Origin of the sequence: Marinobacter qingdaonensis (genome assembly GCF_034555935.1) — a bacterium.
In the GTDB taxonomy this organism is placed as follows: domain Bacteria; phylum Pseudomonadota; class Gammaproteobacteria; order Pseudomonadales; family Oleiphilaceae; genus Marinobacter; species Marinobacter qingdaonensis.
On record NZ_JAYDCJ010000003.1, the window covers coordinates 1,417,504 to 1,443,557 of the forward strand.

At 57.5% G+C, this 26,054-nt stretch carries 21 protein-coding genes; 6 read left to right on the forward strand and 15 right to left on the reverse strand.

The window, feature by feature from the left end:
- Positions 1-5: 5 nt before the first annotated feature.
- Both U5822_RS09630 and U5822_RS09635 read right to left on the reverse strand, forming a co-directional pair.
- A complete protein-coding gene (locus U5822_RS09630) occupies positions 6-1,250 on the reverse strand; it encodes a substrate-binding periplasmic protein (protein WP_322855412.1) in 1,245 nt (414 codons plus the stop codon).
- Between the two features lie 88 nt (positions 1,251-1,338).
- Positions 1,339-2,871 carry a cryptochrome/photolyase family protein gene (locus tag U5822_RS09635; protein WP_322855413.1) on the reverse strand — a complete coding sequence of 511 codons (1,533 nt, stop codon included), beginning with the start codon at positions 2,869-2,871 and terminating at the stop codon, positions 1,339-1,341.
- A gap of 529 nt (positions 2,872-3,400) precedes the next feature.
- Between U5822_RS09635 and U5822_RS09640 the strand changes: the two genes are divergently transcribed.
- Complete coding sequence (locus tag U5822_RS09640; RefSeq protein WP_322855414.1) at positions 3,401-5,077, forward strand: sodium:solute symporter family protein; 1,677 nt, start codon at positions 3,401-3,403, stop codon at positions 5,075-5,077.
- Positions 5,074-5,208 carry a putative transporter small subunit gene (locus U5822_RS09645; protein WP_322855415.1) on the forward strand — a complete coding sequence of 45 codons (135 nt, stop codon included), beginning with the start codon at positions 5,074-5,076 and terminating at the stop codon, positions 5,206-5,208. The genes U5822_RS09640 and U5822_RS09645 overlap by 4 nt, the downstream gene beginning before the upstream one ends.
- Before the next feature lie 32 nt (positions 5,209-5,240).
- On the opposite strand, the gene moaA is transcribed toward U5822_RS09645, so the two are convergent.
- Positions 5,241-6,233: a GTP 3',8-cyclase MoaA gene (gene moaA, locus U5822_RS09650; RefSeq protein ID WP_322855416.1), complete on the reverse strand. Its 993-nt coding sequence runs from the start codon at positions 6,231-6,233 to the stop codon at positions 5,241-5,243.
- A 179-nt stretch (positions 6,234-6,412) separates the two neighbouring features.
- On the opposite strand from moaA, the gene U5822_RS09655 reads away from it, so the two are divergent.
- The gene (locus tag U5822_RS09655) at positions 6,413-6,850 is read left to right on the forward strand and encodes an RrF2 family transcriptional regulator (protein ID WP_322855417.1); all 438 of its coding nucleotides are present in this window, start codon (positions 6,413-6,415) and stop codon (positions 6,848-6,850) included.
- On the opposite strand, the gene U5822_RS09660 is transcribed toward U5822_RS09655, so the two are convergent.
- On the reverse strand, positions 6,838-7,929 hold the full coding sequence (locus U5822_RS09660) for a fatty acid desaturase family protein (RefSeq protein ID WP_322855418.1): 1,092 nt from the start codon (positions 7,927-7,929) through the stop codon (positions 6,838-6,840). The two genes, U5822_RS09655 and U5822_RS09660, sit on opposite strands and share 13 nt — an antisense overlap.
- A gap of 51 nt (positions 7,930-7,980) precedes the next feature.
- Positions 7,981-9,102 (reverse strand): ferredoxin reductase, encoded by a 1,122-nt coding sequence (locus U5822_RS09665; RefSeq protein ID WP_322855419.1) that lies wholly within the window; start codon positions 9,100-9,102, stop codon positions 7,981-7,983.
- Between the two features lie 191 nt (positions 9,103-9,293).
- Between U5822_RS09665 and U5822_RS09670 the strand changes: the two genes are divergently transcribed.
- Positions 9,294-9,926 (forward strand): TetR family transcriptional regulator, encoded by a 633-nt coding sequence (locus tag U5822_RS09670; RefSeq protein ID WP_322855420.1) that lies wholly within the window; start codon positions 9,294-9,296, stop codon positions 9,924-9,926.
- A gap of 39 nt (positions 9,927-9,965) precedes the next feature.
- Here the strand turns inward: U5822_RS09670 and U5822_RS09675 are convergent, their stop codons facing one another.
- On the reverse strand, positions 9,966-11,414 hold the full coding sequence (locus tag U5822_RS09675; protein WP_322855421.1) for a WS/DGAT/MGAT family O-acyltransferase: 1,449 nt from the start codon (positions 11,412-11,414) through the stop codon (positions 9,966-9,968).
- Between the two features lie 199 nt (positions 11,415-11,613).
- Between U5822_RS09675 and U5822_RS09680 the strand changes: the two genes are divergently transcribed.
- Entirely contained in the window at positions 11,614-12,000 is a 387-nt protein-coding gene (locus U5822_RS09680) for a CidA/LrgA family protein (RefSeq protein WP_322855422.1), read from the forward strand.
- Positions 11,997-12,728 carry an LrgB family protein gene (locus tag U5822_RS09685; protein WP_322855423.1) on the forward strand — a complete coding sequence of 244 codons (732 nt, stop codon included), beginning with the start codon at positions 11,997-11,999 and terminating at the stop codon, positions 12,726-12,728. The genes U5822_RS09680 and U5822_RS09685 overlap by 4 nt, the downstream gene beginning before the upstream one ends.
- Before the next feature lie 16 nt (positions 12,729-12,744).
- On the opposite strand, the gene U5822_RS09690 is transcribed toward U5822_RS09685, so the two are convergent.
- From U5822_RS09690 to U5822_RS09730, 9 genes are read right to left on the reverse strand one after another with little or no spacing between them, the layout of a single operon-like run.
- Complete coding sequence (locus U5822_RS09690) at positions 12,745-15,609, reverse strand: EAL domain-containing protein (protein WP_322855424.1); 2,865 nt, start codon at positions 15,607-15,609, stop codon at positions 12,745-12,747.
- A 5-nt stretch (positions 15,610-15,614) separates the two neighbouring features.
- Positions 15,615-16,070 (reverse strand): response regulator, encoded by a 456-nt coding sequence (locus U5822_RS09695; protein WP_322855425.1) that lies wholly within the window; start codon positions 16,068-16,070, stop codon positions 15,615-15,617.
- Positions 16,063-18,963 carry a sensor histidine kinase gene (locus U5822_RS09700; RefSeq protein WP_322855426.1) on the reverse strand — a complete coding sequence of 967 codons (2,901 nt, stop codon included), beginning with the start codon at positions 18,961-18,963 and terminating at the stop codon, positions 16,063-16,065. Before U5822_RS09700 ends, U5822_RS09695 begins: the two co-directional genes overlap by 8 nt.
- Complete coding sequence (locus U5822_RS09705) at positions 18,956-21,202, reverse strand: ATPase, T2SS/T4P/T4SS family (RefSeq protein WP_322855427.1); 2,247 nt, start codon at positions 21,200-21,202, stop codon at positions 18,956-18,958. Before U5822_RS09705 ends, U5822_RS09700 begins: the two co-directional genes overlap by 8 nt.
- The gene (locus U5822_RS09710) at positions 21,203-22,357 is read right to left on the reverse strand and encodes a sensor histidine kinase (protein WP_322855428.1); all 1,155 of its coding nucleotides are present in this window, start codon (positions 22,355-22,357) and stop codon (positions 21,203-21,205) included.
- Positions 22,351-23,019: a GTP-binding protein gene (locus U5822_RS09715; RefSeq protein WP_322855429.1), complete on the reverse strand. Its 669-nt coding sequence runs from the start codon at positions 23,017-23,019 to the stop codon at positions 22,351-22,353. Before U5822_RS09715 ends, U5822_RS09710 begins: the two co-directional genes overlap by 7 nt.
- 14 nt (positions 23,020-23,033) lie before the next feature.
- On the reverse strand, positions 23,034-23,561 hold the full coding sequence (locus tag U5822_RS09720) for a response regulator (RefSeq protein WP_322855430.1): 528 nt from the start codon (positions 23,559-23,561) through the stop codon (positions 23,034-23,036).
- Positions 23,558-24,928 (reverse strand): response regulator c-di-GMP phosphodiesterase, NosR family, encoded by a 1,371-nt coding sequence (gene nosR / locus U5822_RS09725; protein ID WP_322855431.1) that lies wholly within the window; start codon positions 24,926-24,928, stop codon positions 23,558-23,560. The genes U5822_RS09720 and nosR overlap by 4 nt, the downstream gene beginning before the upstream one ends.
- Entirely contained in the window at positions 24,925-25,785 is an 861-nt protein-coding gene (locus tag U5822_RS09730; protein WP_322855432.1) for an ATP-binding protein, read from the reverse strand. The genes nosR and U5822_RS09730 overlap by 4 nt, the downstream gene beginning before the upstream one ends.
- Positions 25,786-26,054 lie beyond the last annotated feature (269 nt).

Consider the following 26,054-nt stretch of genomic DNA (forward strand, 5'->3'; position numbering starts at 1 on the left):
CCGCGCTAGCGCTCCAGCCCCTGGAGTGCCTGGCTGATGTTCAGGCCGAGCGCGATCACCCCGGTGTTGCCGGAGCCATCCGAGGCGTTCAGCGGCGCACTGACCATGACCTGGAACTGCCGGGTGGAGGCGTCGTAGCGCACCGGAGAGAGGTACAGGTCGGATTCCTCGAACCGTGCGGTCACCGCTTTGCGGATGTTTTCCCGGAACTTGGCTTCATCCCCTTGCCAGTAATCGGAGGTGAGCTGGCTCATGGCCGCCAGGGTACCGCTCTTGGTAATCAGCAGGGCCTCGGTGACCAGGCCCCGGTGGCTGTCCTGCCACGCACGCAGGGCGCGGGAAGCGGGCAGGGTGAGCAGCTGGTCGGCCAGCGGTACCGACTGGTCCGGAGCCAGGGCCTGCCACTGTTTGTCGATGTTCAGGATGTCGGCAAAGGTGGGCAGGCGTGGCCCGTCGGTCAGCGCCCGGTCCAGACTGACACTGGCATTGAGCTCCATCAGCAGTTTTCGGGCTTGCTGGCGCAGGAAAGCCTGTTCGCTGTCGGACAGATTCAGCGCGGTTTTCATGCAGCCTGGCAGAAACCGGTTGAAGCGCCCGGCAAACTCCGGCGCGGCCCGGGTGAAGCGGTCGCTGAAATACAGGTACAGGGGGGCGAAGCGCACAAAGCGGGAATGCAGATCGGCGCCCGGGCCCTCGGTGTCCACGTTCAGGCCGGCCATGACCTGCTCGTCCATCAATGCGGCGTCAATCCGATTGAGCCGGAGCAGGGCCACCAGTTGCCTCGGGGTCGCCACGCTCAACGCGATCTCGTAGCCCTGATGCGTCAGCCAGCTCGACTCGTGACTGCCAGCCACCACGCCAATTCGGGCATGGCGCAGGTCGATGCCCTCGCGCGCACTGAAGAAATACCATTTGGCCAGGGCGACCGGGTCGGTGCGGGTCGCGATGGCGTCCAGCTCGGGCGAGGGATCAATGGCAAAGTAGCCGTCAATCAGATTGCGTCGCAGCGAGTAGAGTGCCCGATTGGGTGGGGTGACGCGCACCCGGGTGGTCCGGCCGGAGCGGCCGGCGGCGCACATGACGGTGTCGACCGTCTCACCAACCGCGCGGGTCCGGCCCAGATCGTCGGCTTGGTTCACCTGGTGCGGCGGCGCTTCGTAGGTGAAGAGATCGAGCGCGGGCGCCTGGGCCTGGCACACGGAGACGGCAAACACGCCAAGCAGGCCAAGAGCGGCTGGTCGTAACACCATAATGACGGTCTGCGTTGGTTATTGTTAACAGCCGTTCCAGTGTAGACGGCCCCCGGTCACTCTGCCGTGACGCCCATAGCAAAGGGCGTTACAGCTGCTCGATGTTGATCAATAGTTGCTCGGCCCGTTGGAGCAGCGCTTCCTTCCGCTCCGGCTTCTGCTTGTCCCAGTTGCGGTACATCATACCCATGCGCGGGTTCTTGGCGAAGTCGTCCCGATGGCGGTCGATGAAGTGCCAGTACAGGGCGTTGAAGGGGCAGGCGTCGTCCTCGGTGCTCTTGTTGACCTTGTAGTGGCAGTTGCTGCAGTGGTCGGACATGCGCTGGATGTACTTGCCGCTGGCGGCGTAGGGTTTCGACCCCAGGTAGCCGCCGTCGGCGTGCATCACCATGCCCAGCACATTGGGCAGCTCGACCCAGTCGTAGGCGTCGGCGTAGACCGCCAGGTACCAGTCGCAGATGTCCTCGGGTTTTACCCCGGCCAGCAGGGCAAAATTGCCGGTGACCATCAAGCGCTGGATATGGTGGGCGTAGGCGTTGCGGCGGGTGGCGTCGATCGCCTTGTGCATGCAGCGCATGCGGGTGTCGCCGGTCCAGTAGAACCAGGGCAGCTCGCGGGTGTTGCCGAGCCGGTTTTCCCGGGCGTAGTCGGGCATGTGCAGCCAGTAGATGCCCCGGACGAATTCGCGCCAGCCGATGATCTGGCGAATGAAGCCCTCCACCGCGTTGATCGGCGCCTGGCCACGGTACCAGGCCTGGGCCGCTTCCTCACAGACCGCAAGCGGATCCAGCAGTCCGCAGTTGATGTAGGGCGACAGGATGGAATGGAACAGCCAGTCCTCGTCGTCGGACATGGCGTCCTGAAAATCGCCGAAGCAGGGCAGGGCGAAGTCGATGAAATGGGCCAGGGCCTGTTCGGCGTCCTCGGCGGTCACCGCGAAATGAAAATCCTCGGTGGTGCCGAAGTGGTCGGACAAATGCTCGTCCACCAGCTCGATGACCGCCCGGGTAGTGGCGTCCGGTTCGATCCGGAAGGGCGCAGGCGCCGCCGGTTTGCCCGTCCACTTACGCCGGTTGTCGGCATCGTAGTTCCATTCCCCGCCCTCGGGTTTGCCGTCCGCATCCATCAGCAGCCCGGTCTTGCGCCGCATCTCCCGGTAGAAGAATTCCATGCGCAGTTGCTTGCGGCCCTCGGCCCAGTCAGCGAACTCCTGCTTGCTGGCCACGAAGCGGCTGTCCGGGCGAATCTCCACCGGCACCCCGAGGGTCTTGTGCCACTCGCTGATCTGCGCGTGCAGGCGCCATTCCCCGCACTCGGTGGTGACGATCCGCTCCGGTTTGAACGCGTGCACCTGATCCGCAATCACCGCCTCAAGACTCTGGTGCTTGTTGTCCGGATGGTAGCGCTGGTAGTGCAGGTCCCAGCCGTCGTCCTGCAGCCGCTGGGCGAAGTGGCGCATGGCGCTGAACAGCAGCACCAGCTTCTTCTTGTGGTGATTGGTGTAGCTGGCTTCGTCGTGGACCTCGGCCATCACGATGCGGTCGCTCGATTTGTCGGCGTCGTCGAGGGCACTGATGACCGGTGTGAGCTGGTCGCCCAGAATCAGGATCAGGTTGGCCATGGGGCGATGCTCCGGGTGGCTGCGATAGTCTGGAAAAGATCTCAACGTTACGCGGCAGGTACAAGCCCGGTTCAGATGTAAATTCCAAGGCACCCGCATAGGGCAAAAGCGATAGATTGGATCATCGCACACTAATTTTAAGTGGTCTAAAAACTGGACTGTCTTATCCTACTTGCGTAGAGTCTTTCAGCTCCGCATCCGACGCTCCGGATGATTAACCTTTAAAATAAGCCAGTTATAGTCTTTCGGAAACGCTATCGGCACTGACCGCAAGCTCCGGAATGCACTCTGGCCTCGCCCGAACTCTGGTTAATGGGACCCGTTAAACTAATGACATCAAAGTATTTTGCGAAGCTACTGGCGCTCCTGACTTTTCCTTAGCCAGCCCTTATTCCGGGGCTCGTACGCCCCCGCCGCCCTGCGGCCTTCCAGCCCAAAGAGGCTTTCCTGACACGTCCTTTCCGGTTCACGGGTTTTTACGTCCGTGCCACCCGACGGCGTGCTGTCGAAACGAAAAAGAGGTAACGATTTGAACGAGAACGGATTCACTCAGTTTTCCACCCTGACGGTACTGTTGCTCCTTGCCGCATTCTACGGGGGCACCTACCTTCTGACTCTGCTGATCCGAAAGGACAAAGAGGATACTTCCGGTTTCATGGTGGCCGGGCATCATGTCGGTTTCGGCATGGGTGCGGCCAGCATGACCGCCACCTGGATCTGGGCTGCATCTTTCTACGCAGCCGCCACGTCCGGCTATACCTATGGCGTCTCAGGGCCGATCCACTACGGTCTCTGGGGTGCTCTGATGATTCTCTTCATCTACCCATTCGGTCGTCGGTTCCGGAAACTGGCGCCCAACGGTCACACCCTGGGTGAATTGATTCATGCGCGGCATGGCGCGTCCAGCCAGATGATTCTGGCGATATCCAACATCCTGGGCAGCGTTATCAGTCTGATGGTGAACTTCACCGCGGCAGGGGCTCTGGTCTCGGTATTGTCGCCCCTCTCGTTTGAAGCCGGTGTCTTGATCGCCGGGGTAGGCGTGCTGGCCTATACCCTGACTTCCGGTTTCAGGGCCTCAGTGTTCACTGACTTTGCCCAATTGGTGGCGCTGATGGCCATTGCCATCATCATTATTCCTGCCGTGCTGTTTTCCGCGGGCGGGCCCGAGGTCATGGTTCAAGGTCTTGAGTTGATGACGGACGAGCAGGCGAATCTGTTCTCAATGGACGCCATCCTGAATCAGGGCGCGCCTTTCTTTGTGGCGGTGTTGGCCTATGCGATCGGTAACCAGACAATTTCCCAGCGGCTGTTCGCCGTGCGAGAGAGTCATATCAAATCGACGTTCGTGACCGCCACCCTCGGCTATGGTGCGATAGTGATCGGTCTGGGCATGATTGGCCTGATGGCGCTCTCGGTCGGTATGGAGCCGATCGACGGCAAAATGAACAATCTGATTCCGCAGATGGTGTCCACCTACCTTTCGCCCATCTTCGTGGCGCTGTTCTTTGTCCTGGTGATCGGTTCACTGTCGTCGACAGCCGATTCCGACCTTTCCGCCCTGTCTACCATCATGATGGCGGACGTGTACGGCAAGAACATTGCCCGTAACAACCCGAACCCGAAAGTGATGATGCTGGTTGGTCGGATCACCATGATCGTGGCGACGGTTGCCGGGCTGATCTTCGCCAGCTTCTCGTTGGATATTCTGGTCATGCTGGTATTTGTGGGTGCGCTCTGGGGCGCCATCGTGTTCCCGGTGATTGTCAGTTGCTACTGGGATCGGGTGACCAATGCCGCCTTCACCTGGTCGGTGGTGGTTGCCATGGCGTTGTTCTGCATTGCCCGCTTCGAATTGCTGGAGATGACCGGTGCAACGGTAACGGTATTCGAGGTGCTCGCCTCCGTCGGTGGGGCTGTGGTGATCGGACTCATGGTGTTCGGGTTCCTCGGCCGTGCGGCCGGCCTTGTGGCCGCTGCGTTAACGTTGATTGCCATGCTGATCTTCGCGACCGGTTTCCTGCGCGATTACATGGTCCTGGTAGCATCGCTCACTGCGTACGGTGCGAGTGCGGTGGTTTGCACGGCAATGACACTGATCAGCAGCGAGCGTTTCGATTTTGATCTGATCAAGCGGCGTGTCGGTGACTACGACGATGCCGAATTCGACGATAGCGGTAGCCTGGTAGCGGAGGGCGCAAAATGAGCAATGAACTGGTTTACGGAGCTTACATCCTGGTTTGGCCGGCACTGACCCTTGGCGTGTTGGCCGTCATCTGCGGAGCGGTTGTGCGGGATGCGCGCAAAGCTCGTGACTCGGATGAGGATCTTATCTGAATCGGGTAGAGCAGAACCGGGGGCGGCGGATGTCAGCCCCCGGTCATGTTCATGAACCGCAGGATCTGCACGTCACCTTCGCTCGAGAAGTGGTGGCGCTCAGGTTTCAGATCCATCGCGCTGATGATTGTTTCCCGCAGTTTGTCATCGTTTTCCGGGTGACTGCGCAGTACGTGTCGCAGATCCACCGAGTGCTCATTGCCCAGGCACAACAGCAATCGCCCCTCGACCGTGACCCGTACCCGGTTGCAGGTGGCGCAGAAATTGTGGGAGTGGGGTGAAATGAACCCGACTTTCACCGGGCTGTCCGCCATTCGGAAGTAACGCGCCGGGCCACCGGAATCTTCCGGGGTCGGGATCAGTTCGTGGCTGCGACCGATGATCTCCCGCACCTCGTCACTGGTGCACAGGGCTTCACCCCGGTCGTGCTCGGAGATCTCGCCCAGGGGCATCTCTTCGATAAAGGTGATATCCACCTTTTTGCGCCGGGCGAACTCGATCAGCTCGGGCACTTCCTCGTCGTTCCCGCCCTTCATCACCACGGTGTTGAGCTTGATACCCTCAAAACCCGCGTCCTTGGCCGCATCGATGCCGTCGAGCACCTGCTGGAGCTTGCCGGTGCGGGTGATGCGCAGGAATTTGTCCGGGTCGAGGGAGTCCAGGCTGATGTTCAGGCGCTTGAGCCCGGCCTGACGCAGGGGCTCGGCCATGGTGGTCAGCTTGCCGCCGTTGGTGGTCATCGCGAAATCCCGCAGGCCGTAGCTGCCGATCTCCCGTACCAGGTCCAGGATGCCCTTGCGCACCAGCGGCTCGCCGCCGGTCAGGCGGATCTTTTCGGTGCCCAGATCCACGAAGGTGCGGGCTACCCGGGCCAGTTCTTCCAGGCTGAGCACCTGCTGGCGGGGCAGGAAGGTCATCTCTTCAGCCATGCAGTAGACACAACGGAAATCGCAGCGATCGGTGACGGACAGGCGCACATAATTGACGGTGCGGCCGAATCGATCAGTGAGGGTGCTTCTGGCCATGGGTGTAGGTCCTGCCGGCTGAAGAAATGCATGTCATCAGTGGTTCGAGTATCGCAGATTGGGGGGCAATTAACGATCCCCTGCCGGGCTACGGCAGTAGAACCGCTCGCCGCCCTTCGGCGTATATAGGAGTTATCTACGTGAACCTTTGAAAACCGATCGATTTCCTGGAGTTTTGAATGCACATCACCCGTTACACCGATTATTCACTGCGTGTCCTGATTTACCTGGCGGTGCAGGGTGAGCGCCTGACGACGATCCAGGAGATCGCCGACAGCTACGAGATTTCCAAGAACCACCTGATGAAGGTGGTGCATCAGCTCAACAAGAAGGGCTACATCGAAACCATTCGGGGCAAGAAAGGCGGCATGCGCCTGGACATGGCCCCGGACCAGATCAACATTGGTGTGCTGGTCCGGGAGACCGAACAGGACCTGAACATGGTGGAGTGTTTCTCGTCCCGCAACGCCTGCAAGATTGCCCCGGTGTGCGGTTTGAAGTCCATGTTCGGGGAGGCATTGCGGGCCTTCTTCGAGGTTCTGGACCGCTACACCCTGGCCGATGTGATCCAGGATCAGCATCGGCCGCAACTGCTGCGACTGCTTCAGGTCGCCTGATTCAAGCCCTGCACCGGCAGTCTGACCCGGAGCCGGTCGGGCAGTGAGAACGCCAGGATGCGCTTCAGCACGGTGCCGTACTGGTGGGCGAAGCTGCCGGTGTTGTAGTGGATGCCGTGCTTGCGGCACACCGCCTGGACCTTGCCAGAGATCTCCGGATAGCGGTGCGCGGGCAGGTCAGGGAACACGTGGTGTTCAATCTGGTAGCTCAGGTGCCCGCTGAGCAGGTGCACCCACTTGCCGCCGGTGAAGTTGGAGGAACCGGACAGCTGGCGCAGGTACCAATGGCCCTTGCTCTCGTTCTCGCACTCCTGCTCGGTGAAGGTCTCGGCATCCTGGGTGAAGTGACCGCAGAAAATGACCGTGGATGACCAGAGGTTGCGGATCAGGTTGGCGCCGATGTTTCCGGCCAGCACGATGGGCGCGACCGGGAAGGTGATCAGCGGGAAGAACACATAGTCCTTGAACGCCTGGCGTCCGCCCTTGGCGAAAAACTCCTTGAGAAACGGCAGCTTCGACTTCCAGGTAATTTCCCGGCGCCGCAGGCGCTCACTCTCCAGCTCGTGCAGGCCCACGCCCCATTGGAACAGCACCGACAGCATCAGGTAGTTGATGAACTGGAACAGGTGTCCCGGGTGCCATTTCACGTCGTCGCTCAGGCGCAGCACCGCGTAGCCGTAATCCCGGTCCTTGCCGATGACGTTGGTGTAGGTGTGGTGCTCGTAGTTGTGGGTGCGGCGCCAGGACGCGCTGGTGCACACGGTGTCCCACTCGTAGGTCTGTGAATGCAGGGATGGGTCGTTCATCCAGTCGTACTGGCCGTGCATCACGTTGTGGCCGATTTCCATGTTCTCGATGATTTTCGACAGGCCCAGGGCCGCGGTGGCGGCGATGAACACGGGCGGTATGAAGCCGAAGGGCATCAGCACCCGGCCACCAATTTCCAGGCCCCGGTGCAGGCGGACGATGCGGCGGATGTACCGGGCATCCCGTTCACCCAGGTCGGCCAAGACCTCGTCGCGAATGGCGTTCAGATCGTTTTCCAGCTCGGCGAGCCGCTGTTCGTTCATGGTTTTCATGGTCAATCTCCTCGGGCTGCCACGGGCAGCCGCTAAATGTCGGTTGGGCGGTCAGACCTCGATGGTCACCGGGCCTTGTGGAACGGAGATACAGAGTTGGACGTTCTCCTCGCCCGGGCCGGAGGCTTTTCCGGTCAAGCGGTTGATGACCGTACCGCTGGTTTTCTTGCAGCTGCACTGGTGACAGATCCCCATGCGGCAGCCATAACTGGGGCTGAGACCGGCCGCTTCGGCCATGTCCAGCAGGTTGGCGTCGCCCTCGGAACTGACTTCCAGTTCGCTTTTGGCGAAGCGCACGGTGCCGCCCAGATCCGTGCCGTCCAAAGAGGCGGCGCCTGGGGCGGCAAAAAAGGTTTTATGCACGCGCTGGGCGTCAACACCGAGCGCGTCCAGGCTGGCCAGGGCTAGATCCATCAGCCCGCCCGGGCCGCACATGTAAATCTCGCGGTCCTGCAGGCCGGGCACCGATGCCAGATCCGCCTCGGTCAGGTAGCGAGGGCTGTCGGTGGCGTTGGTGGCGATCACCGTCAGGGTCAGGTTCGGATGGCGGGCCGCCATGGCTTCCAACTTTTCCCGGGCGATCACGTCCTTCTCGGTGCGCACGCAGTAGAGCAGGGCGGCCGGTGCCGAAGCGCCAGCCGCGGTCAGGGTTTCCAGCATGCTCAGGATCGGGGTGATGCCGCTGCCCCCGGCCAGGAACAGCAGTGGCGTTGCCTGGGCCGGCAACTGAAAGTCGCCAAAGGCCTCGCCCAGACCGATCACCGCGCCGGTTTCCAGCTCATCGTGAATCCAGTTGGTGACCCGGCCGCCAGGCAGGCGCTTGATGGTCAGAGTGATCCGGCCCTGGGCGTGCCAGAGCGCCGGCGAGCTCGACAGGCTGAAGGTGCGCTGGTGCCTGACTCCATCGATCTCGGTACAGATGTTTACATGCTGTCCCGCCTCGAAGCCGGACCAGTGCCGGGCCGGTTTCAGAACCAGAGTTCGGGTGTCTGCCGTTTCCTGCAGGATCCGTTCAACCCTGGCCGGTGTGTACTCTTGTACCCACATGGGATTGAGCTGTTCCAGCAGCGGGTCAAAAAAGGCAGCCGGGTCTTCCCGGTTGAAAAGCTGCTTGCCAAGCCACTGGAGCGCTCGTTTCTGGGGTGCTTTGTGCTCGTGTTGTCTTGCTAACATGGTGTTTCTCCACTCAGTCAGCTGTACTCATGTGTACAGTTGTTCACTAATGTGTACGACTGTACACATGGACGTTGTTGGCGACAATCGGGTCCGGTGCATTGGCGCAATATGACAATAAATAGGTACTCAGGGTTTTTGGAATGTGTACACTTGTTGTCCTGGAGTAACCGAGTGGAAGAGCACAGGGTATGGCGGATCACCGATCACGACGAAAGCCGGGGGAAACCCGGGAGAAGCTGATGAACGCGGCGCTTGAGCTGGTGGGCAAGGGTCGGCATTTCGCCAGTCTCGGTATTCGTGAGGTGACCCGGCAGGCCGGGGTGGTGCCGACCTCCTTCTATCGGCACTTCCGCAACATGGACGATCTGGGCCTGCAACTGGTGGACGAATTGGGCCTGGTGCTGCGGCGCATGATGCGTGAGGCCCGGGCCAGTGCCCTGCAGGCGGACAAACTGATCGAGGAGTCGGTGGGGATCTTCACCGCCCATGCCCAGGCCAATCGCAATTTCTTTATGTTCATGGCCCAGGGGCTGGCGGGTGAGAGTCGGGCGGTGCAGGACGGCATCCGCAGCGAGATGCGTTTCTTTGCCAGTGAGCTGGCCAACGACCTGCGGCGATTACGGCTGGCGGACCACCTGAGTGACGCCGACCTGGACATGACCTGCGACCTGGTGGTGCGGAGTGTGGCGTTCAGCCTGACCGACCTGCTTGGGGTGTCGGCGGACGACGACTACCAGATCGACCAGATCAGGAAGCGGACCACCCGCTTCCTGCAACTGATCTTTGTGGGCGCGGCCAATTGGGAGAGCCCCCGGGGTTAAGTGCTCCCTTACGGGCAACCCGGGGCAAGAGTGCCGGGGTCAGGCCTCGGCGCCCTTGGCGGCGCTTTTCCGCCGCCGCGGCTTCTTGGGCTGCGGCGGAATCACCAGGGCTTCCAGTTCATCCAGGGCCTCGCCGGTGTACACCGCCAGTTTCTGCATGCTGGGCAGGGTGTCGCGGCAGCCGGTGAAGCCGAAGTTCAGGGAACCGTCGTAACTCAGGCAGGTGATGTTCAGGGCGCCACCGTGGGCAATCAGCGACACCGGGTACATGGCTTCCAGTTTGGCGCCCTCGTAGTAGAGGGTGCGCTGGGGGCCAGGTACGTTGGAAATGGTGACGTTGAACACCGGCCGCATGCGACCACCCAGGCCCGACATCAGCTGGAGGATGTACGGCGACATCAGCAGCATGGTGTATTGGGTCAGGGCACTCTTGGGCAGCTTCTGCAGGTGTTCCTTGGCCCGCCGGGTGGAGGCCTTGATCTCCTGCAACCGGTTCAGCGGGTCATCGACGTTGGTGGCCAGGGAGGCAATCATGAAGCTGATCTGGGTGCCGGTGCCTTGGTCATCCGACGGCCGGATGTTGACGGGTATGCCCGCCGTCATGGCGGTTTTCGGCAGGTCATCCTGCTCCAGCAGGAACCGGCGCAGGGCGGTGCCGCACAGGTACAGCACAATGTCGTTCAGGGAACCGCCGGTGGCGCCGGCCAGGGCCTTGATGCGATCGAGCTGGTAATGCTGGGTGGCGAACCGGCGCTGGCCGGTGACCCGGTGGTTGATCTTGGACACGGGGCCGACGAAGGGCGCGGTCAGCCCGTCTTCCGGATGGCGAACCGAGTGCACCAGGCGACTGCCGGCCTGCCACAGGCGCGGGGCCATGTCGGCCTGCAGTTTAAGCGCGTCCTTGGCCTGAGCCAGGGCGGCCGTGATGCTGGCCTCGGCGTCAGTCTTGCTGCTACGACGACGCTCCGGTTTGACCGACCAGGGCGGTGGCATGTCGCGTTTGTCCGGGTCGGTGGTCAGCACCCGTTGCATCAACCGAACCCCGCTGATGCCGTCGATCAGCGAGTGGTGCATCTTGGTGTACAGGGCAAACCGGTTGTTCTCCAGGCCCTCGATCACATGGCATTCCCACAGCGGTCGGTCAAAGTCCAGCGGGTTGGAGTGCAGGCGGGACACCAGCACCCCCAGTTCCCGCTCACCGCCGGGCCGCGGCAACGCCGAGTGGCGTACGTGATAATCCAGGTCAATGGTCTTGTCGACCTTCCAGCCCGGGGCGACCAGGCGACCGAGTAATCCAGACCAGGCCAGTTTGTAATTCCATGGCGGGGCCACTTCGCCGGTTTGTTTCATCCTATCGACGAGGTCGCGCAGAAAGGTTTCGGGAGCGCCTTCTGGCAGTGAGAAGATTTGCAGATTCCCGACGTGCATCGGGGTATCTTCAGATTCCACCGCCAGCCATGAGGCATCCAATGTTCCCAGGCGTTTCATTCCTTGTTGTACTCCACGAGTGTATGAGTTTTTTACTTGCTGCTTGCAAGTATACTGAATATACAGATCGGTTCACGAACAACGAGCCGGGAAAGTTCCCTTTTCTGTGACATTTCTCGTCCGACTTCCGTTCAGTATCCACACCCGCGCCGAGTGACTATGCTTTTCAAAAAACAATCACGATGGGTGGAGCCGGGCGATGCAGTTTCTCAATGGAATAACGCTCCTGCTGGTGTACCAGCTGGTGGGTGAGGTGACCGTTCGGTTGGCCGGGGTGCCGATACCGGGACCGGTGCTCGGCATGGTGATGCTGTTCCTGACTCTGTGGATTCGCGGCCACACCCCAGAGCCGATCGAGCAGGCATCCTCGGCGCTGCTGGCGCATCTGTCCCTGCTGTTCGTACCGGCCGGCGTGGGCATGATGGCGCACTTCAGCCGCATTGCCGACGAGTGGGTGCCGATCACCCTGGCGCTGCTGCTCAGCACCGTGATCACCATGATTGCCACCGCGTTGATCATGCAACTGACCAGCCGCTGGCTGGCGCGCCCGCCTGGCCAAGGCGGATCCGAGGGGGGCGAGTCATGACCGAACCGGGTCTGAAAGACATCTGGGTTTACCTCGCGACCTCACCGCTGCTGGGCCTGACCATTACCCTGGTGGCCTATGGGCTGGCGTACCGGCTGTATCTGCGCGCCCAGTCCAATCCGCTGATGAACCCCGTGGTCACCTCGGTGGCCTTGCTTATTGCCCTGCTGCTGGTGACCGGCACCTCCTACGACGACTATTTCGAGGGCGGCCAGTTTGTCCACTTCCTGCTCGGGCCGGCCACCGTCGCCCTGGCGGTGCCTCTGTACCAGCAGTTCTCCCGGCTGCGCCAGCTCTGGCTGCCGGTGTCCATCGCCCTGGTGTGCGGGGTGCTGATTGCCGCCGGCAGCTCCATCGGCCTGGCCTGGCTGCTGGGAGGCTCCCCCGAAATCCAGATGTCCCTGGCACCGAAATCGGCGACCGCGCCGGTGGCCATGGGCATCTCCGAGAAGATTGGCGGCCTGCCGTCACTGACCGCGGTGCTGACGGTGGCGACCGGAATCACCGGGGCGGTGCTGGGCACCAAGCTGTTCGAGTGGATCCGGGTCAAGGACGACGCCGCCAAGGGCATCGCCATGGGCGTGGCCGCCCACGGCATTGGCACCGCGCGGGCGTTTCAGGTCAGTTCCCAGATGGGAGCCTTCTCCGGGCTGGCCATGGCGCTGTCGGCTTTTGCCACGGCACTGGTCGTGCCCTGGCTGGTGGACTGGATGCAGGCGTGGCTTTGAAGCAACGGACCGGTGTTTAGCTGTGGAGTGAGGCGTGGAACCTGAAGGCTTGGCCAATCTGCTCCCGAATCTGCTTGTCATCCCAAGGCTTGGTCAGGAATTTATAGATAGACCCTTCGTTAATGGCCTCAGTCACTGATTTAAGATCGGTGTATCCGGATAGGATGATGCGCACGGTATTCGGGTAGATCGCCTTCACTCGACTGAAGAACTCGGTGCCGGACATTTCAGGCATTCTCTGGTCAGAGATGATGACCTGAACCTCATTGGCGGCAAGTAAGGAGAAGGCTTCCTGAACGCTGGTGGTCGACAGAATCTGATAACCATCCCGTCGGAACACCCGGACCAAGGCCCGGAGAATATTGCTTTCATCGTCGAGTAACAGAAGGGTTTTCCCCGACGCTTCTTCAGCATTCGGCGTCTTGGTATCTCTGAGGTGCTGCTGGTTTGCGACCATAAATTCTTTAAGCTGCGTAAACGGCATCGGTCTGGAGAACAAGAAACCCTGCAGCAGGTCGCAACCATGTCGGCGCAGAAAAGCAGCGTGGGCATCGGTTTCGACACCTTCGGCCACCACGTCCAGGCGAAGGTGGTGTGCCATGGAAATGACACCCTGGGTAATCGCGGCATCGCTGCGATCACGAATGACGTCTTTGATGAACGACCGATCGATTTTGATCTTATCAGCCGGAAACAGCTTGAGGTAGCTCAGACTTGAGAATCCGGTCCCAAAATCATCGATGACAATGCGCACGCCCAGACCTTTGAGATCGTTGAGTGTCGAGATTACTTGATCGGCGTCGTAGAGGACCGCAGATTCAACGATTTCCAGTTCGAGGTTTTCCGGCGCAAGGCCCGATTGCACCAATGCGTCGCGAACTGTGTCTGCGAACCCCGCTTTTCTGAGCTGAGTCGGGGACACGTTTACGGAGACTGAGCATTCTTTGTAGCCCGAGGCGTGCAGCGCCACAATATCGCGACAGGCTTGCTTCAACACTGCGGCGCCCAGTTCGATGATTTGTCCAGTTTCTTCGGCCAGCGGGACGAAATCGCCCGGGGGCATGATGCCTTTGGTGGGATGTTCCCAGCGGACGAGGGCCTCTATGCTTCTGGTTTGTCCTGTGCGGGCATCTATCAGGGGCTGGTAAAACACCTGGATCTGGCTGGTTTCGATTGCCTCCTGTAACTCATTGCGCAGTCGGATCCGATAGTGGGCCCTGGTGTCCAAAGCCGTGCTGAACCACTGATAATTATTGCGCCCAAGCTCTTTCGCATGGTGCATGGCCAGATTCGCCTGTTTGATCAGGTCTTGGGGAGTTTCAACGGTGTTGTCAGTCGTTATGATTCCGATGCTTACAGTGAGGTGAATGATCTCGTCGATAATTCGGTAGGGCATAGACAGTTTCCGGGTTACCTCCTCCACAACGGAAACTACATCGTTAGCGTGAGCCAAATCTGGAAGTAGAACGGCAAACTCGTCACCGTTAATGCGTGCGACCGTATCCCGCTCCCGGATCTGTCCACAGAGGCGAGACGCAACTTCAATGAGTACTTGGTCGCCGATACGGTGTCCCAGTGACTCGTTGATCAGTTTGAATCCATCGATACCTATGTACAGTAACCCGAGGACCCTGCCATACCTGACAGCGACCTGGGCGCCTTGGACCAGTCGGTCTTCAAGCAGTGCCCGGTTCGGCAGATTGGTGAGAACATCATGACTGGCGTTATACGCCAATTGATTCTCGATAGCTTTGTGGTCGGAAATGTCGTTCTGGATTCCGATATAGTGGGTAACTCGGTTAGAGTCGTCGCGAACAGGGGACAAATAAAGGTTGTTCCAAAACGGTGTGCCATCCTTCTTGAGGTTTTTGATAACCACCGATGCCTCACTTTGAGAGGTCAGCGCGGCCCGGATCTCTCTAAGAGCCCCGCTGTTACTTGGGTCATCAATATCCCCTTGCAGAAATCGACAGTTGCGGCCGATAACTTCGCTCTGCTCGTATCCCGTCATTTTCTCGAACGTTGAATTAACGTACACCAGTGGGAGATCCGGTTCCTGGGCGTCGCAGATGGTAATGCCGTTAAAGCTTGATTCGATGCATCGGCGCAGCAAATTCAGACGGTTGGTGTCCTCGACCTGCTTGGTCACGTCCGTAATCATCATCAGATCAAGCTGGGTTCCGCCAAGAACGATTTCTTCGGAGAGAACCTCCACGAACATCTCGCGCCCTGTTCTTGAACGGTGGTGTTCCAGAGAACGGCCTTCACGAAGCGTCAGGCTCTGCTGTGCTTCCAGGGCATAGTTATGCCCGACACGAAGGTCCACCAGTGACAGGGATCCCGTTTCCTGAGCTGGCACACCATACAGGGACAAGGCCGACTGGTTCATTGCCACGAGCCGGCCCGAATCCGGTGCTACCAGGCACATTGGCGCTGGATTGTGCTCGAACAGGATGCGGTAGTGCTTTTCACTGTTGGCCAATCGCTCATTGGCAACGGAGCGGTCGATGGCGTAGCGGATGCTCCGGACTAACGTGTGACCGTCCAGTTTGCCTTTGACCAGATAATCGGCTGCGCCCAGGGAAACGGCGCGGGCGTCCAGTTCGTTATCGCCCTGACCGGTCAACAGGATAAACGGTGTGGCAATTTTTTGATCCTGCGCTTGCTGGATGAGATCCAGCCCCGAGTCTGCGCCAATCCGAAAATCCACCAGCACGACGTCAAAGGTCCGAGTCTCCAGGACTGACAGGGCGCCAGCCAGGGTTTCCTCCCAGGTGAGCTCTGTCCGGACATAGGCCGCGTCCTCGAGAATGTCCCGGGTAATGAGGTAATCGTCCTCATCGTCTTCAATCAGTAGGATGCGCAGTGTTGGTTCGGTCATGGTGCTCAGGATTCCGTGTCGCTCAACCGGCTCTGACTCATCCACAGTCGCTTGAGTGATGCGACGATGTCAGTCAGCTCGGTGTACTTCGTGGGTTTTACAATGTAGGAGTTGGCGCCATGGCGGCGGCAGAATGCAGCATCGTCCGCGTTGCTGGAGGTTGTCATGACCACCACTACTAAATGACGCAGCCTGGGATCAGATTTGATTTCCTGTAGGGCTTTTCTGCCATCTTTTAGAGGCATATTCAGGTCTAGCAGGATCAAATCGGGGGCCTTATCATCTGGAGTGCAGCTGGTTTCAGATACCCGGTCAAGCAATGCCATCAGCTCAACCCCATTGTGCGCAAAACTCAGGCTGCACTCAGGGAAGCTTTCTTCGAACGCCTCGCGGATCAGCATGCGATCATCGGGGTCGTCCTCGGCAACAAGAATGTGAGGTGTCCTACCTACCTTATGCATCGACGAGTTGGCCTTCCGTGGAGTGTTGCCTGAAACGAACTCGGAAGCTGGTGCCTAGACCGGGTTCGCTGTTTACGGTGATGTCCGCGCCATGGCGGTCCAGTATTTTTTTAACGATCGCCATCCCGATGCCGGTACCGGAATAACTGGCCCTGCTGTGCAGTCGCTGGAACGGATGGAAGAGCTTGTCGGCATAGCGGATATCGAAACCGATACCATCGTCCTCAACCACCAATGTCCAACCACTGGTGTCGACATCCTCAGCAAAAACCCTAACGTGTGCCGGCTTTTCAGGTTCGTGGAATTTAATCGCATTGCTCAGCAGGTTCTGAAATACCTGGCGGATTTGAGTTGCGTCACCGGTGATCTTGGGTAATGCGTCAACTTGGATGACGGCTTTTTCCCTCGAGATGGCCGTCTCCAGATCCTGCAGGACTTCCTCCAGAATCGAGCTGGTGTCGCACAGCACCATGGGCTGGCCCCGCGTCGCGACTCTCGAATAGAGCAGCAAATCCTCAATCAGGCGCTGCATGCGTGCCGCCGCAGATTGCATGCGTTGCAGATAGTCTTGCTCACGTGTTCCGAATTGATCGGATTTGGTCAGCAGACGGTCTGAAAAGGTTTGGATTTTTCGCAGCGGTTCCTGAAGGTCGTGGGACGCCACGAATGCGAAGTCCTCAAGCTCGCGATTGCTGCGCTCCAACTCGGACATCGCTGCCGCGAGGCGCTGTTCGGCTTCTTTGCGGTCATTGATTCGGCGGTAATAAACTGTAAGCCCTTCTTCGGACGGATAGGCGCTTACCTCTAGCCAGTGGTTCAGGGGGGCGTAATAGGCTTCAAATGATACCGATTCCCCCGTTGTCACCGCAAAACGATAGTTTTTATCAAATGTGCTACCGATGGCGTCGGGAAAAGCTGTCCAGATTGATTTTCCAAGGAGCTGATCTCTGGGGGCCTGCAACAGTTCCTCAGATTTGCTGTTGACATAAGTGAAGCGCCATTGGTGGTCTAAGGTGAAAACAGCGTCCGTAATGCTCTCGAAAATGGTGGCGAGGCGATCTGCGAGCAGTCGGACTTGCTTTGTGGCCTCGTGGCTTGCGGTCATGTCCCGGCCGACGCAAAACAGTGTTTGATCAAGCTCTGACCAAGCCGCTGTCCATGAAATTATGACTGACTGACCGTCTTTGCGTACAAAACGAGTGCTAAAGTCGGTGGACACAGAGTCGTCACCAGCAACCAATTGATAGAACCTTGTCTCCGTTGTTTCTATGTCCTCGGTCGCCATCAGCTCAGTATATTTTCGACCAATTACCTCAGCCGGAGAATAGCCAAGGACGCTATGACACGCGGGGTTTACAGCCGTAATTACTCCTTCTGCCGAGAGCGAAGCAAGAATATCCCGAGAGAACTGCATAGTTCGATCATTGGTGAATCGGAGTTTTTGCTCTTTTTCGAAGAGGTTGCTCAGTGTTTCATTGAGTTGTGCCAACCCTTCCGCACGCTCATCGGATTGCCTGAAGAAAAGGTAGCTGAGCAGGAGCAGGAAGCTTACTGCAAGCCCGGTAAATAAGCTGGTCGGTGGAAAATAGACGTCGCCCGGGGTCATTGGCTTTCGCGGAGCATAAATTTCAATTAGCCAATCCCCGCCGTCCATTGTCTGTGAGGCAAGCGGCAATGCCATGTCCGAAGAGATATTGGGCGAAGTGTCGAAAACAACCGAATGCTCGAATGAGAGTCTGAAATCCAGAGAGTGTGTGTTACTCACCCATGCCTTATCGAACAGTTTTTTAAAGTCGAAGACGGCCAGTATGCTGGGCGTATGAGCAGAGTCATTGTCCAAAGGAATTGCCAACGCCAAGTGATAGTTCCCAAACGCGTCAAAATAGGGCGGGCTCATCCGTTGTGACCCAGTACTAACAGCGTTGTTCAGCCAGCGGAACATCACCGGGTTAGAGAAGAGCGGGTTGAGACCAGATTGAGAATCAGAATCTCTGGGTTTGGCAAAACGGGTTTGGAAATTGGGCTCAAGCAACGCAAGGTAGGTAATATCCGGATAGTCTCGGAGATAGGTTTGGACCTCCTGTTGCCAAAGATGCTCTAAATCATTGCCTTCCAACATCGCCCAACGTCCTGCCAAGCGATTTATCAGAAGCGTGCGGTCTTCATAGGCGTGTTCGTATGATTGATGAACCTCATTAGCGAGGATTTCAGCCCGTTCGAGAAGGTTGCGACTTTGTTCAATACGAAGAGTGTGCCAACTGAGGGTGGCAACGCCGACGCCCAACAAACTCAGTGTTAGAAGGGATGGAAAATAATCCGTGACGTTTAATTTATATAAATGGGGAAGAAAGGGAAGCAGGATGCCAGTCAAGATGAGCAGAAGACTTGCCAGAATAGTTGCCTCAGGAGTACTGCCAAGTGTAAACATGGCCAAGTCGTCGTACGCCCGGGAGAGTAGCGAGAGGAATCCCAGGCTTACAACAATCGCTGCTGAACAAATACTGGCGTATCGGCTATGAGTGGTATTCACCGCACGCAGAGTGCTGATAGCAATAAGCAGAATTGCCACCATGAATAAGGGGTTTGCCGGGTTAATGCTTTCCAGGTGATCGAGGTTTATGAGCGACGTAAGGCAAAATAGACTGGCCACCAGTGCCGTTGTGCCAGCGAAAAGTTTGGATAGCGTCCTTTTTCTCTTGAGCAGCGAAATTATCGAGCCAGATAGCAATAGACCAAGAAGGCATCCGCTCACCCGCATTGGAAGCCGCCCGAGAGGTGTCGCATCGTGTTGGATGTAATCGTAAAGTGCGGCTGCACTGACCAAGCCCAGCGCAACGGCGAGTGTGAGCGCGTAACAGTACCAAACTTCTGGGCGTTTCAATGCCTTAAACATCCAGCACCTGTGGTCCTAACAGTCTGAGTATTTCCTCGGCCGTGGTGAGGCCATCCCGCAGCTTTTCCAGGGCATCATCCAGAAGCGTGTTCATACCGTGTTCTTTGGCCAACGATTCGATCTGGATCGCGCTCGCGCCCCCGGTAATTGCCGCCCGCAGTTTTTCGTTCATGGTGAGGACTTCATGAATGGCAACCCGACCGCTGTAGCCGTTGTGGCATTTTTCGCAGCCCCTGCCTTTGAAAAACGTGAACTCGCAGTCTTTGAACTCGCCCCCCAATTGCCTCAATACGTCCGTGGGCCGCTCGCTCTCTATGCGGCAGAACCTGCAGATTCGTCGAACCAGACGTTGGGCGATGATCGCCTCCAGCGCGGAAGCCAGAACAAACGGTTTTAGTCCCAGATCTAGCAGCCTTGCCACGGTGGCCGCTGCAGAGCTGGTGTGCAGCGTGGAGTAAACCAGGTGACCGGTCATGGCGGCGTGAAAGGCGACATCGGCGGTTTCTTCGTCGCGGATTTCACCCAGCAAAATGACGTCAGGGTCCTGACGGAGAATTGCTCTGAGTACACTGGCGAAATCCAGGCCGATGCGGTCTTTCACGGGGACCTGTCCGGCCATGTCAACATGAAACTCGACAGGGTCTTCAATGGTGACGTAGTTTCGCTCCGGCGAGGCGTTGTGCTGGAGCAGGGCGTACAGAGTTGTGGTTTTGCCACTGCCGGTGGGGCCGGTAGCGAGAATGATTCCTTGCGGTTTGGCGACGACGTGTTTGAGCCGGCTCAGGTTATGGTCGGACAAACCCATGTCTTCCAGGGACTGCGCGGCAGACTGACGCTCCAGAACCCGCATGACGACTTTCTCTCCGTTTATGGTCGGCAGGGTCGAAATGCGAAGGTCCACGATACGCATGGGCGTTTTTACTGTGATCCGGCCATCCTGAGGCCGACGTCGTTCAGTGATATCCAGTTCCGCCATGACCTTGATGCGAGACACCACTGACATGAGCAGGCTGGTCGGGATTTGGATTTTGTCCTGTAACACCCCGTCAATGCGATACCGGACCACCAGGGATTTTGTTCTCGGGTGAATATGGATATCGCTGGCTCCAAGGCGCAGCGCTTCCAGAACGATGGCATTCACCAGACGAATAGCGGGAGGCTCCTCCGAGCTACCCAGCAACTGTTCCAGAGACTCTTGGTCGGTGTCCTCGTCGAGAATGATCTCGATACCCTCGAATGGATCGTCGTTGCCAACCTTGGTGGCAAAGTCATCGAGGTTGCTGGTCTCGCCAAAGGTCTCCGCGAGTTTGGCCTGCATTTGGGCGGTTTCACACAGCACCGGATGAATGGTGTAACCGGTAATGAAGCCCAATTCGTCGATCAAATTGATGTCCATGGGGTCGACCATGGCCAATCGCAACCGCTGTCCACTTACCCGCAGAGGCAATACCAGTTGGCGAGTACAAACGCTTTGTGGCACAAGTGATAGCAACGATGGATCGGGCTGAAGCTCGCGTAGATCGATTTCTTCAAACATCATCTCATCGCGAAGCAGCGCAAAGACTTTCTTAAAATCCACCCACTCGTGTTTCAGCAGCTGTCTTACCACCGGAGTTTTCTGACTTTGCATTTCGCGATGCAGTTGCTGGATCTGTTGTGAGTTCAACCAGCCTTTTTTGTGCAGCAAGATCGCCAACTGGCTTCGGTTGGTTGCTGTTAATTTGCTGATTGTTTCGAGATCTTTGGTTTGCTTCTGCGTTTGTGCTTCCAGTGCCTTGGTGCGCTGGACCAGCTCGTGCTGCTCTAAAGCCAAGGCAATGGTCAGGCGCAGGTCGTCATCGTTCCACGGTTTGAGGATGAACCGGTAAACGGCCCCATCTTTGATCGACCCCATCACCGCGTCGGTGTTGGCGTGCCCGGTGAGCATGATGCGCATGGTTTGCGGCCACAGTTTGCGCACTTCCTGCAGAAGTTCGCTCCCGGTCATTCCGGGCATTTTGAAGTCGGTCATGATCAGCTCAACCGGCTTCTGCGCCAGAATCTGCAGAGCCTCCTCACCACTGGATGCAAACAGAAGCTCATAATTTTCTTGCTGGAACACCCGCCTCAGGGAGGCAAGGATGTGAGGCTCATCATCGACCAGCAGCATGCGATAGGGGGACTTTTTTTCGACGGTTTTCGGCGGCTCCGGCGAATCGGCGGTTTTGCCGTGGAACAAAGATGCGTAGCGTTTCGTCATTCAGGACCCCGTGGCGCCAGAAACGGTCATCGTAAACCGGCTTCCGATGTGTTCTTTGCTTTCAACTATGATCTCTCCGCCATGCGCCTGAGCGGCGTCTCTGGCTACGGTCAGTCCCAGCCCCGTCCCGGATCCGACCGGACGCGTTGTAAAGAAGGCATCGAAGATCTGATCCAGGTTGGCATCCGGAATGCCGCAACCGTTGTCTTGAACGATTACATGGATGCCCAAACTGTCCTCCTTGGTTTTCACCAGAATTTGGCCTTCGCGGAGGCCCGATTCTGTGGTTTTGATGGCGTGGGCTGCGTTGTCCAACAGGTTGAAAAAAGCCTGGGACAGCTTCGCCGGGTAGCCGGGAATATCCTGGACGTCGTCCAGTTGTGCCTGGATGTTGAGCTCGGAGCCGTGCGCGGTTTGGGCCATGTGGATGGCGCTGCGCAGCAGCGCATTGATATTGCACCGGGAATGATTGTCCTGATCAATATTGGAGAACGTTTTCAGGTCAGAAACGATGCTGGCAATTCGGCTGGTGCCGTTGAGTGATTCGGCGATCAAGTCTTTGAAGTCGCGGAGAAGTTCGCTGTTATGTCGGGTTTCGGGCAGGGCACCCTCAAGTTCGGAGACATACTCTCCGGCAGCCCGAAGGTTACTACTGATAAATCCGATCGGGTTGTTGATTTCATGGGCAATCCCGGCGGCCAGGTGCCCGACCGACCGGGATCGTGCCGTTTCATAGAGTTTCTGACGGGTTTTATCGATGATGGCAACCTGCTGCTCCACCTGTTCCTGGAGCTGGTCCGACAGTTGCCGGTATTTTGCCTCGGAGGCGGTGAGCGCCTCGTTTTGTCGTTGCAGTTCGGCGTAGCTCGCATGGGTGACATCATGGTGCATATTGGCGGCCAGTCGATACTTGGCGACAAAAAAAAGAAAAAAAGAAACCAGCTCTGCGGCGTGCGTGCGTATGTCCTGGGAGTCACCTCCCGACAACCAGGCGATGGCCTCCAGATTGAACTCGATTGGCGAGGTGTGTGGCCTGGGGTGGTCGAGAATCTTGAAGGGGTGGCCGCAAAGAGCTCCCAGCGTTTTCTCTAAACGGTCGAGTTGTTCCTTTGAAAGTAGGTCGCTGAGATTTGGATCGTCGTCGAATTTCAGCATAGGGAACCGACACCTACCCGACTGAGTCCATTGATGAATTCCGCCCGACCAATGCCGTGTTGGCGCTCGAGGTCGAACTGTTGGTCTATCACGGAATAGAGCCGATCCAAAAGACAGCTAAAGGTTTCGACGACGCCCTTACCATTCAACGCCGATGCCATAATTGGAGGTGCCCAGGGCGTTTCTGCCCAAATGTCATGCAGTTCGGTTTCATCGACTACGCCGGGAAGGTCACGCTTGTTGAACTGAATGACCAAGGGCAGGCTTTCGATGTCGATCCCGACTTTTTCCAGATTCTCCTCCAGGTTCCCAAACGCAACGGCATTGTTGTCGACTTGGGACGGCTGCGAGTCGGCTACAAAAACCACGCCATCGGCCCGGGATAGAACCGCTTTTCTGGTGCTGTCATGCTGAACCTGTCCAGGTACAGTGAACAGTTTCAGTCTTAGGTTGAGTCCGGAGGAGCATCGCAAGCCAATGGGGAGCATGTCGAAGAACAACGTTCGGTCGTCGCGGGTTTCGAGCACCATGAGCTCGCCTTTTCGCTCCGGGTTGAGCAAGGTGTGCAGCTGCATCAGATTCGTGGTTTTTCCACTGAGAGCGGGACCGTAAAAAACCAGCTTGAGCGTCAACTTGTTCTCGTCAGGACTGAACTCGGACATGGGAATCCTTTTCGCTACCGGTCGTTTCCAATGAGTACAGAGCCATCGGCGTCCCGCTGGACCCTCGTAATGCCCGGGTGTTCATGCTCCAGTCGCAGTAACTCCTCCTCCCTGGCTTTGATTTGAGCCTTTTGGCTGTTGTTCTCTTCGCGTAACCGACGGTTTTCCCGGGTCAGTTGGTATAGGTCAATGGCCGATTGGATAGCCGCAATGACTTCATAATCGTCCCAGGGTTTCGACAGATAACGGTACACTTCAGCCTGGTTGATGGCTTTGATCATTGAGTTCCGGTCACCGTAAGCGCTGAGTACCAGTCGGATAGCGTCGGGCTGGCGCTGCTTGGCAAATTGCAGGTAGGTGACTCCATCGGCAGTTGGCATTTGATAGTCAGAGATTATGACCGCGAACTCATGCTCCAAAAGACCGCCCAGGGCACTCTCGACGTTGTCGAATGCATGGATTTCCCAGTCCTGCGCCCGAAGTAGCCGACGCAATGCGTTGAGGATGTTGGGTTCGTCGTCGACTAACTGAATCTTGATCATTGCTGTGGCTCCGTTTCCTTTTCGTTTCGGTACACGTACAAGGTGTACCGATGGCCATTGGGCTCGACCTTCTCGAAGGTTGCCAGCTTGTCTATCAGTGAGGCCGTCAGTTGCTTTCCTTCGTTGAGCAACAGCATACCTGAGGCAGAGTAGAGGTTTCGGGCCAGCGTCATTCCGGGTTCAAGGCGGAGGACGTCGAGCCTTTCGATTGCGGGGTCATGCTTTTCCACGTCGGGGGCCAGTGTCCGTAACATTTCCAGAAATTTGTCCGCCAATTCCGGGTCGTACAAGCGGCCCTGATAGCGTGCGATGAGTTTCATGGCATCGTCCCGGCACACCTTCCGGTCAAGCACCAGCCCGAGCTGCATCTCTTCGAAATCCACGGCCAGCTTAAGAATGCGTGCGCCCAACGGAATTTGGTCTGCCTCGAGCCCGTCAGGATGACCATAGCCGTACCATTTTTCCTGGTGGTGGCGGATTATCCGTGCGGTTTCCCTAAGGGGTTCCAACGGCAACAGCAGTTGTTCCCCTGTGACCGGGTATTTTTGATACTCGAGCCGTTGGTTTTTCTTGAGTAGTTCTGATGGCGTCTCGAAGAGCTCATCGGGCCAGGTAAGTTTTCCCAGGTTGTACAGTGCCGCCGCCATGGCCAGATTCTGAGCTAGATCTCTGTCCAGGCTCAGATAGTCTGAAAACGCCTTAATCAGTGCGATCACTCTGGTATTCGGCAGCCGGCTTGCAGGCAGGCGCCTGTTGATCAGTGAAGCAAACACTTCGGTTGCGGTGACGTAGCTTGATCGTAACTCAGTACAGGCCAGGTCCAGCATGTCAGCCGTTTGTTTCAATTCTGCTGTTCGTTTTTGAACGCGATCTTCCAGAGAGGCATTAAGCTCCTTAAGCTCCTGGTTTTGCTTGCGGGTGAGCTTTTCCAGAGCCCGTCGGCGCCGCTCTGAATACTGAAATGCCAGTGCTTGGCGAATGATCAAACGAAGCTCGTCGTCCTCCCAGGGCTTTTTTATATACCGGTAGAGCTGACCCTCATTGATGGCTTTGATGGTGGACGTAATATCGGTGTAGCCGGTGAGAAGTATGCGAATGCACCACGGGTAATGCCTCTTGATATGGGCGAGTAACGTGGGACCGTCCATGCCCGGCATGCGCGCATCGGATATAACCAGATCGATGCGCTGCTTGGCCATCAGGTCAAGTGCCTCTTCGCCTGAGCATGCGGTCTCAACCTGGTAAGGTTCGTTTCGGAGGCTGCGCCGCAGACTTCGGAGGATATTCTCCTCGTCGTCTACCAATAACAGTCGAACCTTGGGGAGAACCCGCTCTACCAGGCTTTCCTCTGGAATCGGAGTGTTCATGCGTCGACTACGTCGTCACTCGATTTAGGGTGCAGTAAAGGCAATTTGATCCGGAAACAGGTGCCCTGGCCTTGAGTGCTTTCTACCAGCAGTTCTCCCTCGTGCTTTTCGATGATGTTAAAGGACAAGGAGAGCCCCAACCCCGTACCTTTGCCAACTGGCTTGGTGGTAAAGAACGGTTCGAAAACTCGGTTGAGGTGCTCTGGGGCAATCCCCTTGCCGTTGTCCTCAATTTCGATGACCGCGAAATTGCCTTGGCAGCGGGTTCGAATGGTGATCGTTCCAAAGCCTTCGATCGCGTGCGCTGCGTTCACCAGCAAATTCATCACCACCTGATTGACCTGGGAAATGATGCATTCCACGTCTGGCAGGTCACCAAAGTCCCGGATGACCTCTGCCTTGTATTTCAGTTCGTTATTAACCAGGTTGAGCGTGGTCTCGATACCACGGTGGATATCCGCCGGCTTGAACTCTTCTTCCTCGATGTGGGAAAAGTCCCGCATCGCGGCAATGATGGTTTTCACCCGTTCAATGCCTTCCTTGGACTCCACGAGCAACGCCTTCAAGTCATCACGAAGGAATTCATAATCAATATTGTGTTTGATGGTTTTCAGGTCTTCGAGTGACTCAGCGCGCCCCACGGCCTCTGTTAGTCGAAAGAGATCGCTAAGGTAGCTGTCGAGACTTTGGAGGTTTGAATAGACATACCCCACCGGATTATTGATTTCATGCGCGACGCCAGCGGCAAGCTGACCAATGGCCGCAAGCTTTTCGGACTGCAACAATTGCCGGTTGGCCTGCTCCAATTGCGCCTGGAGTGCATTCTGTTCCGAATCAAACACTGGGGAATTTGACATAGTGTGGGCCACCTCCCTGGCGTGGTGCTGAAGTATCTAAGCTTGTCGCGGTGTGGCGGTGTCACAAAAGCAGAAGAATTCAGCGAGGATTATAGATCCATGGTAGTCATCTTTATGTAATATTTAGTATACATATTAATGGTATTTGTAGCGTGATTATGGAGAAATAAGGCGGCATTTGAAATGATGGGTTCGATGCCATCGAGTTAAAAAAGGCTCTGTGGGGCACGGGGTATTGTGCGCCACGTCACATAACCGTTCTGTCAACC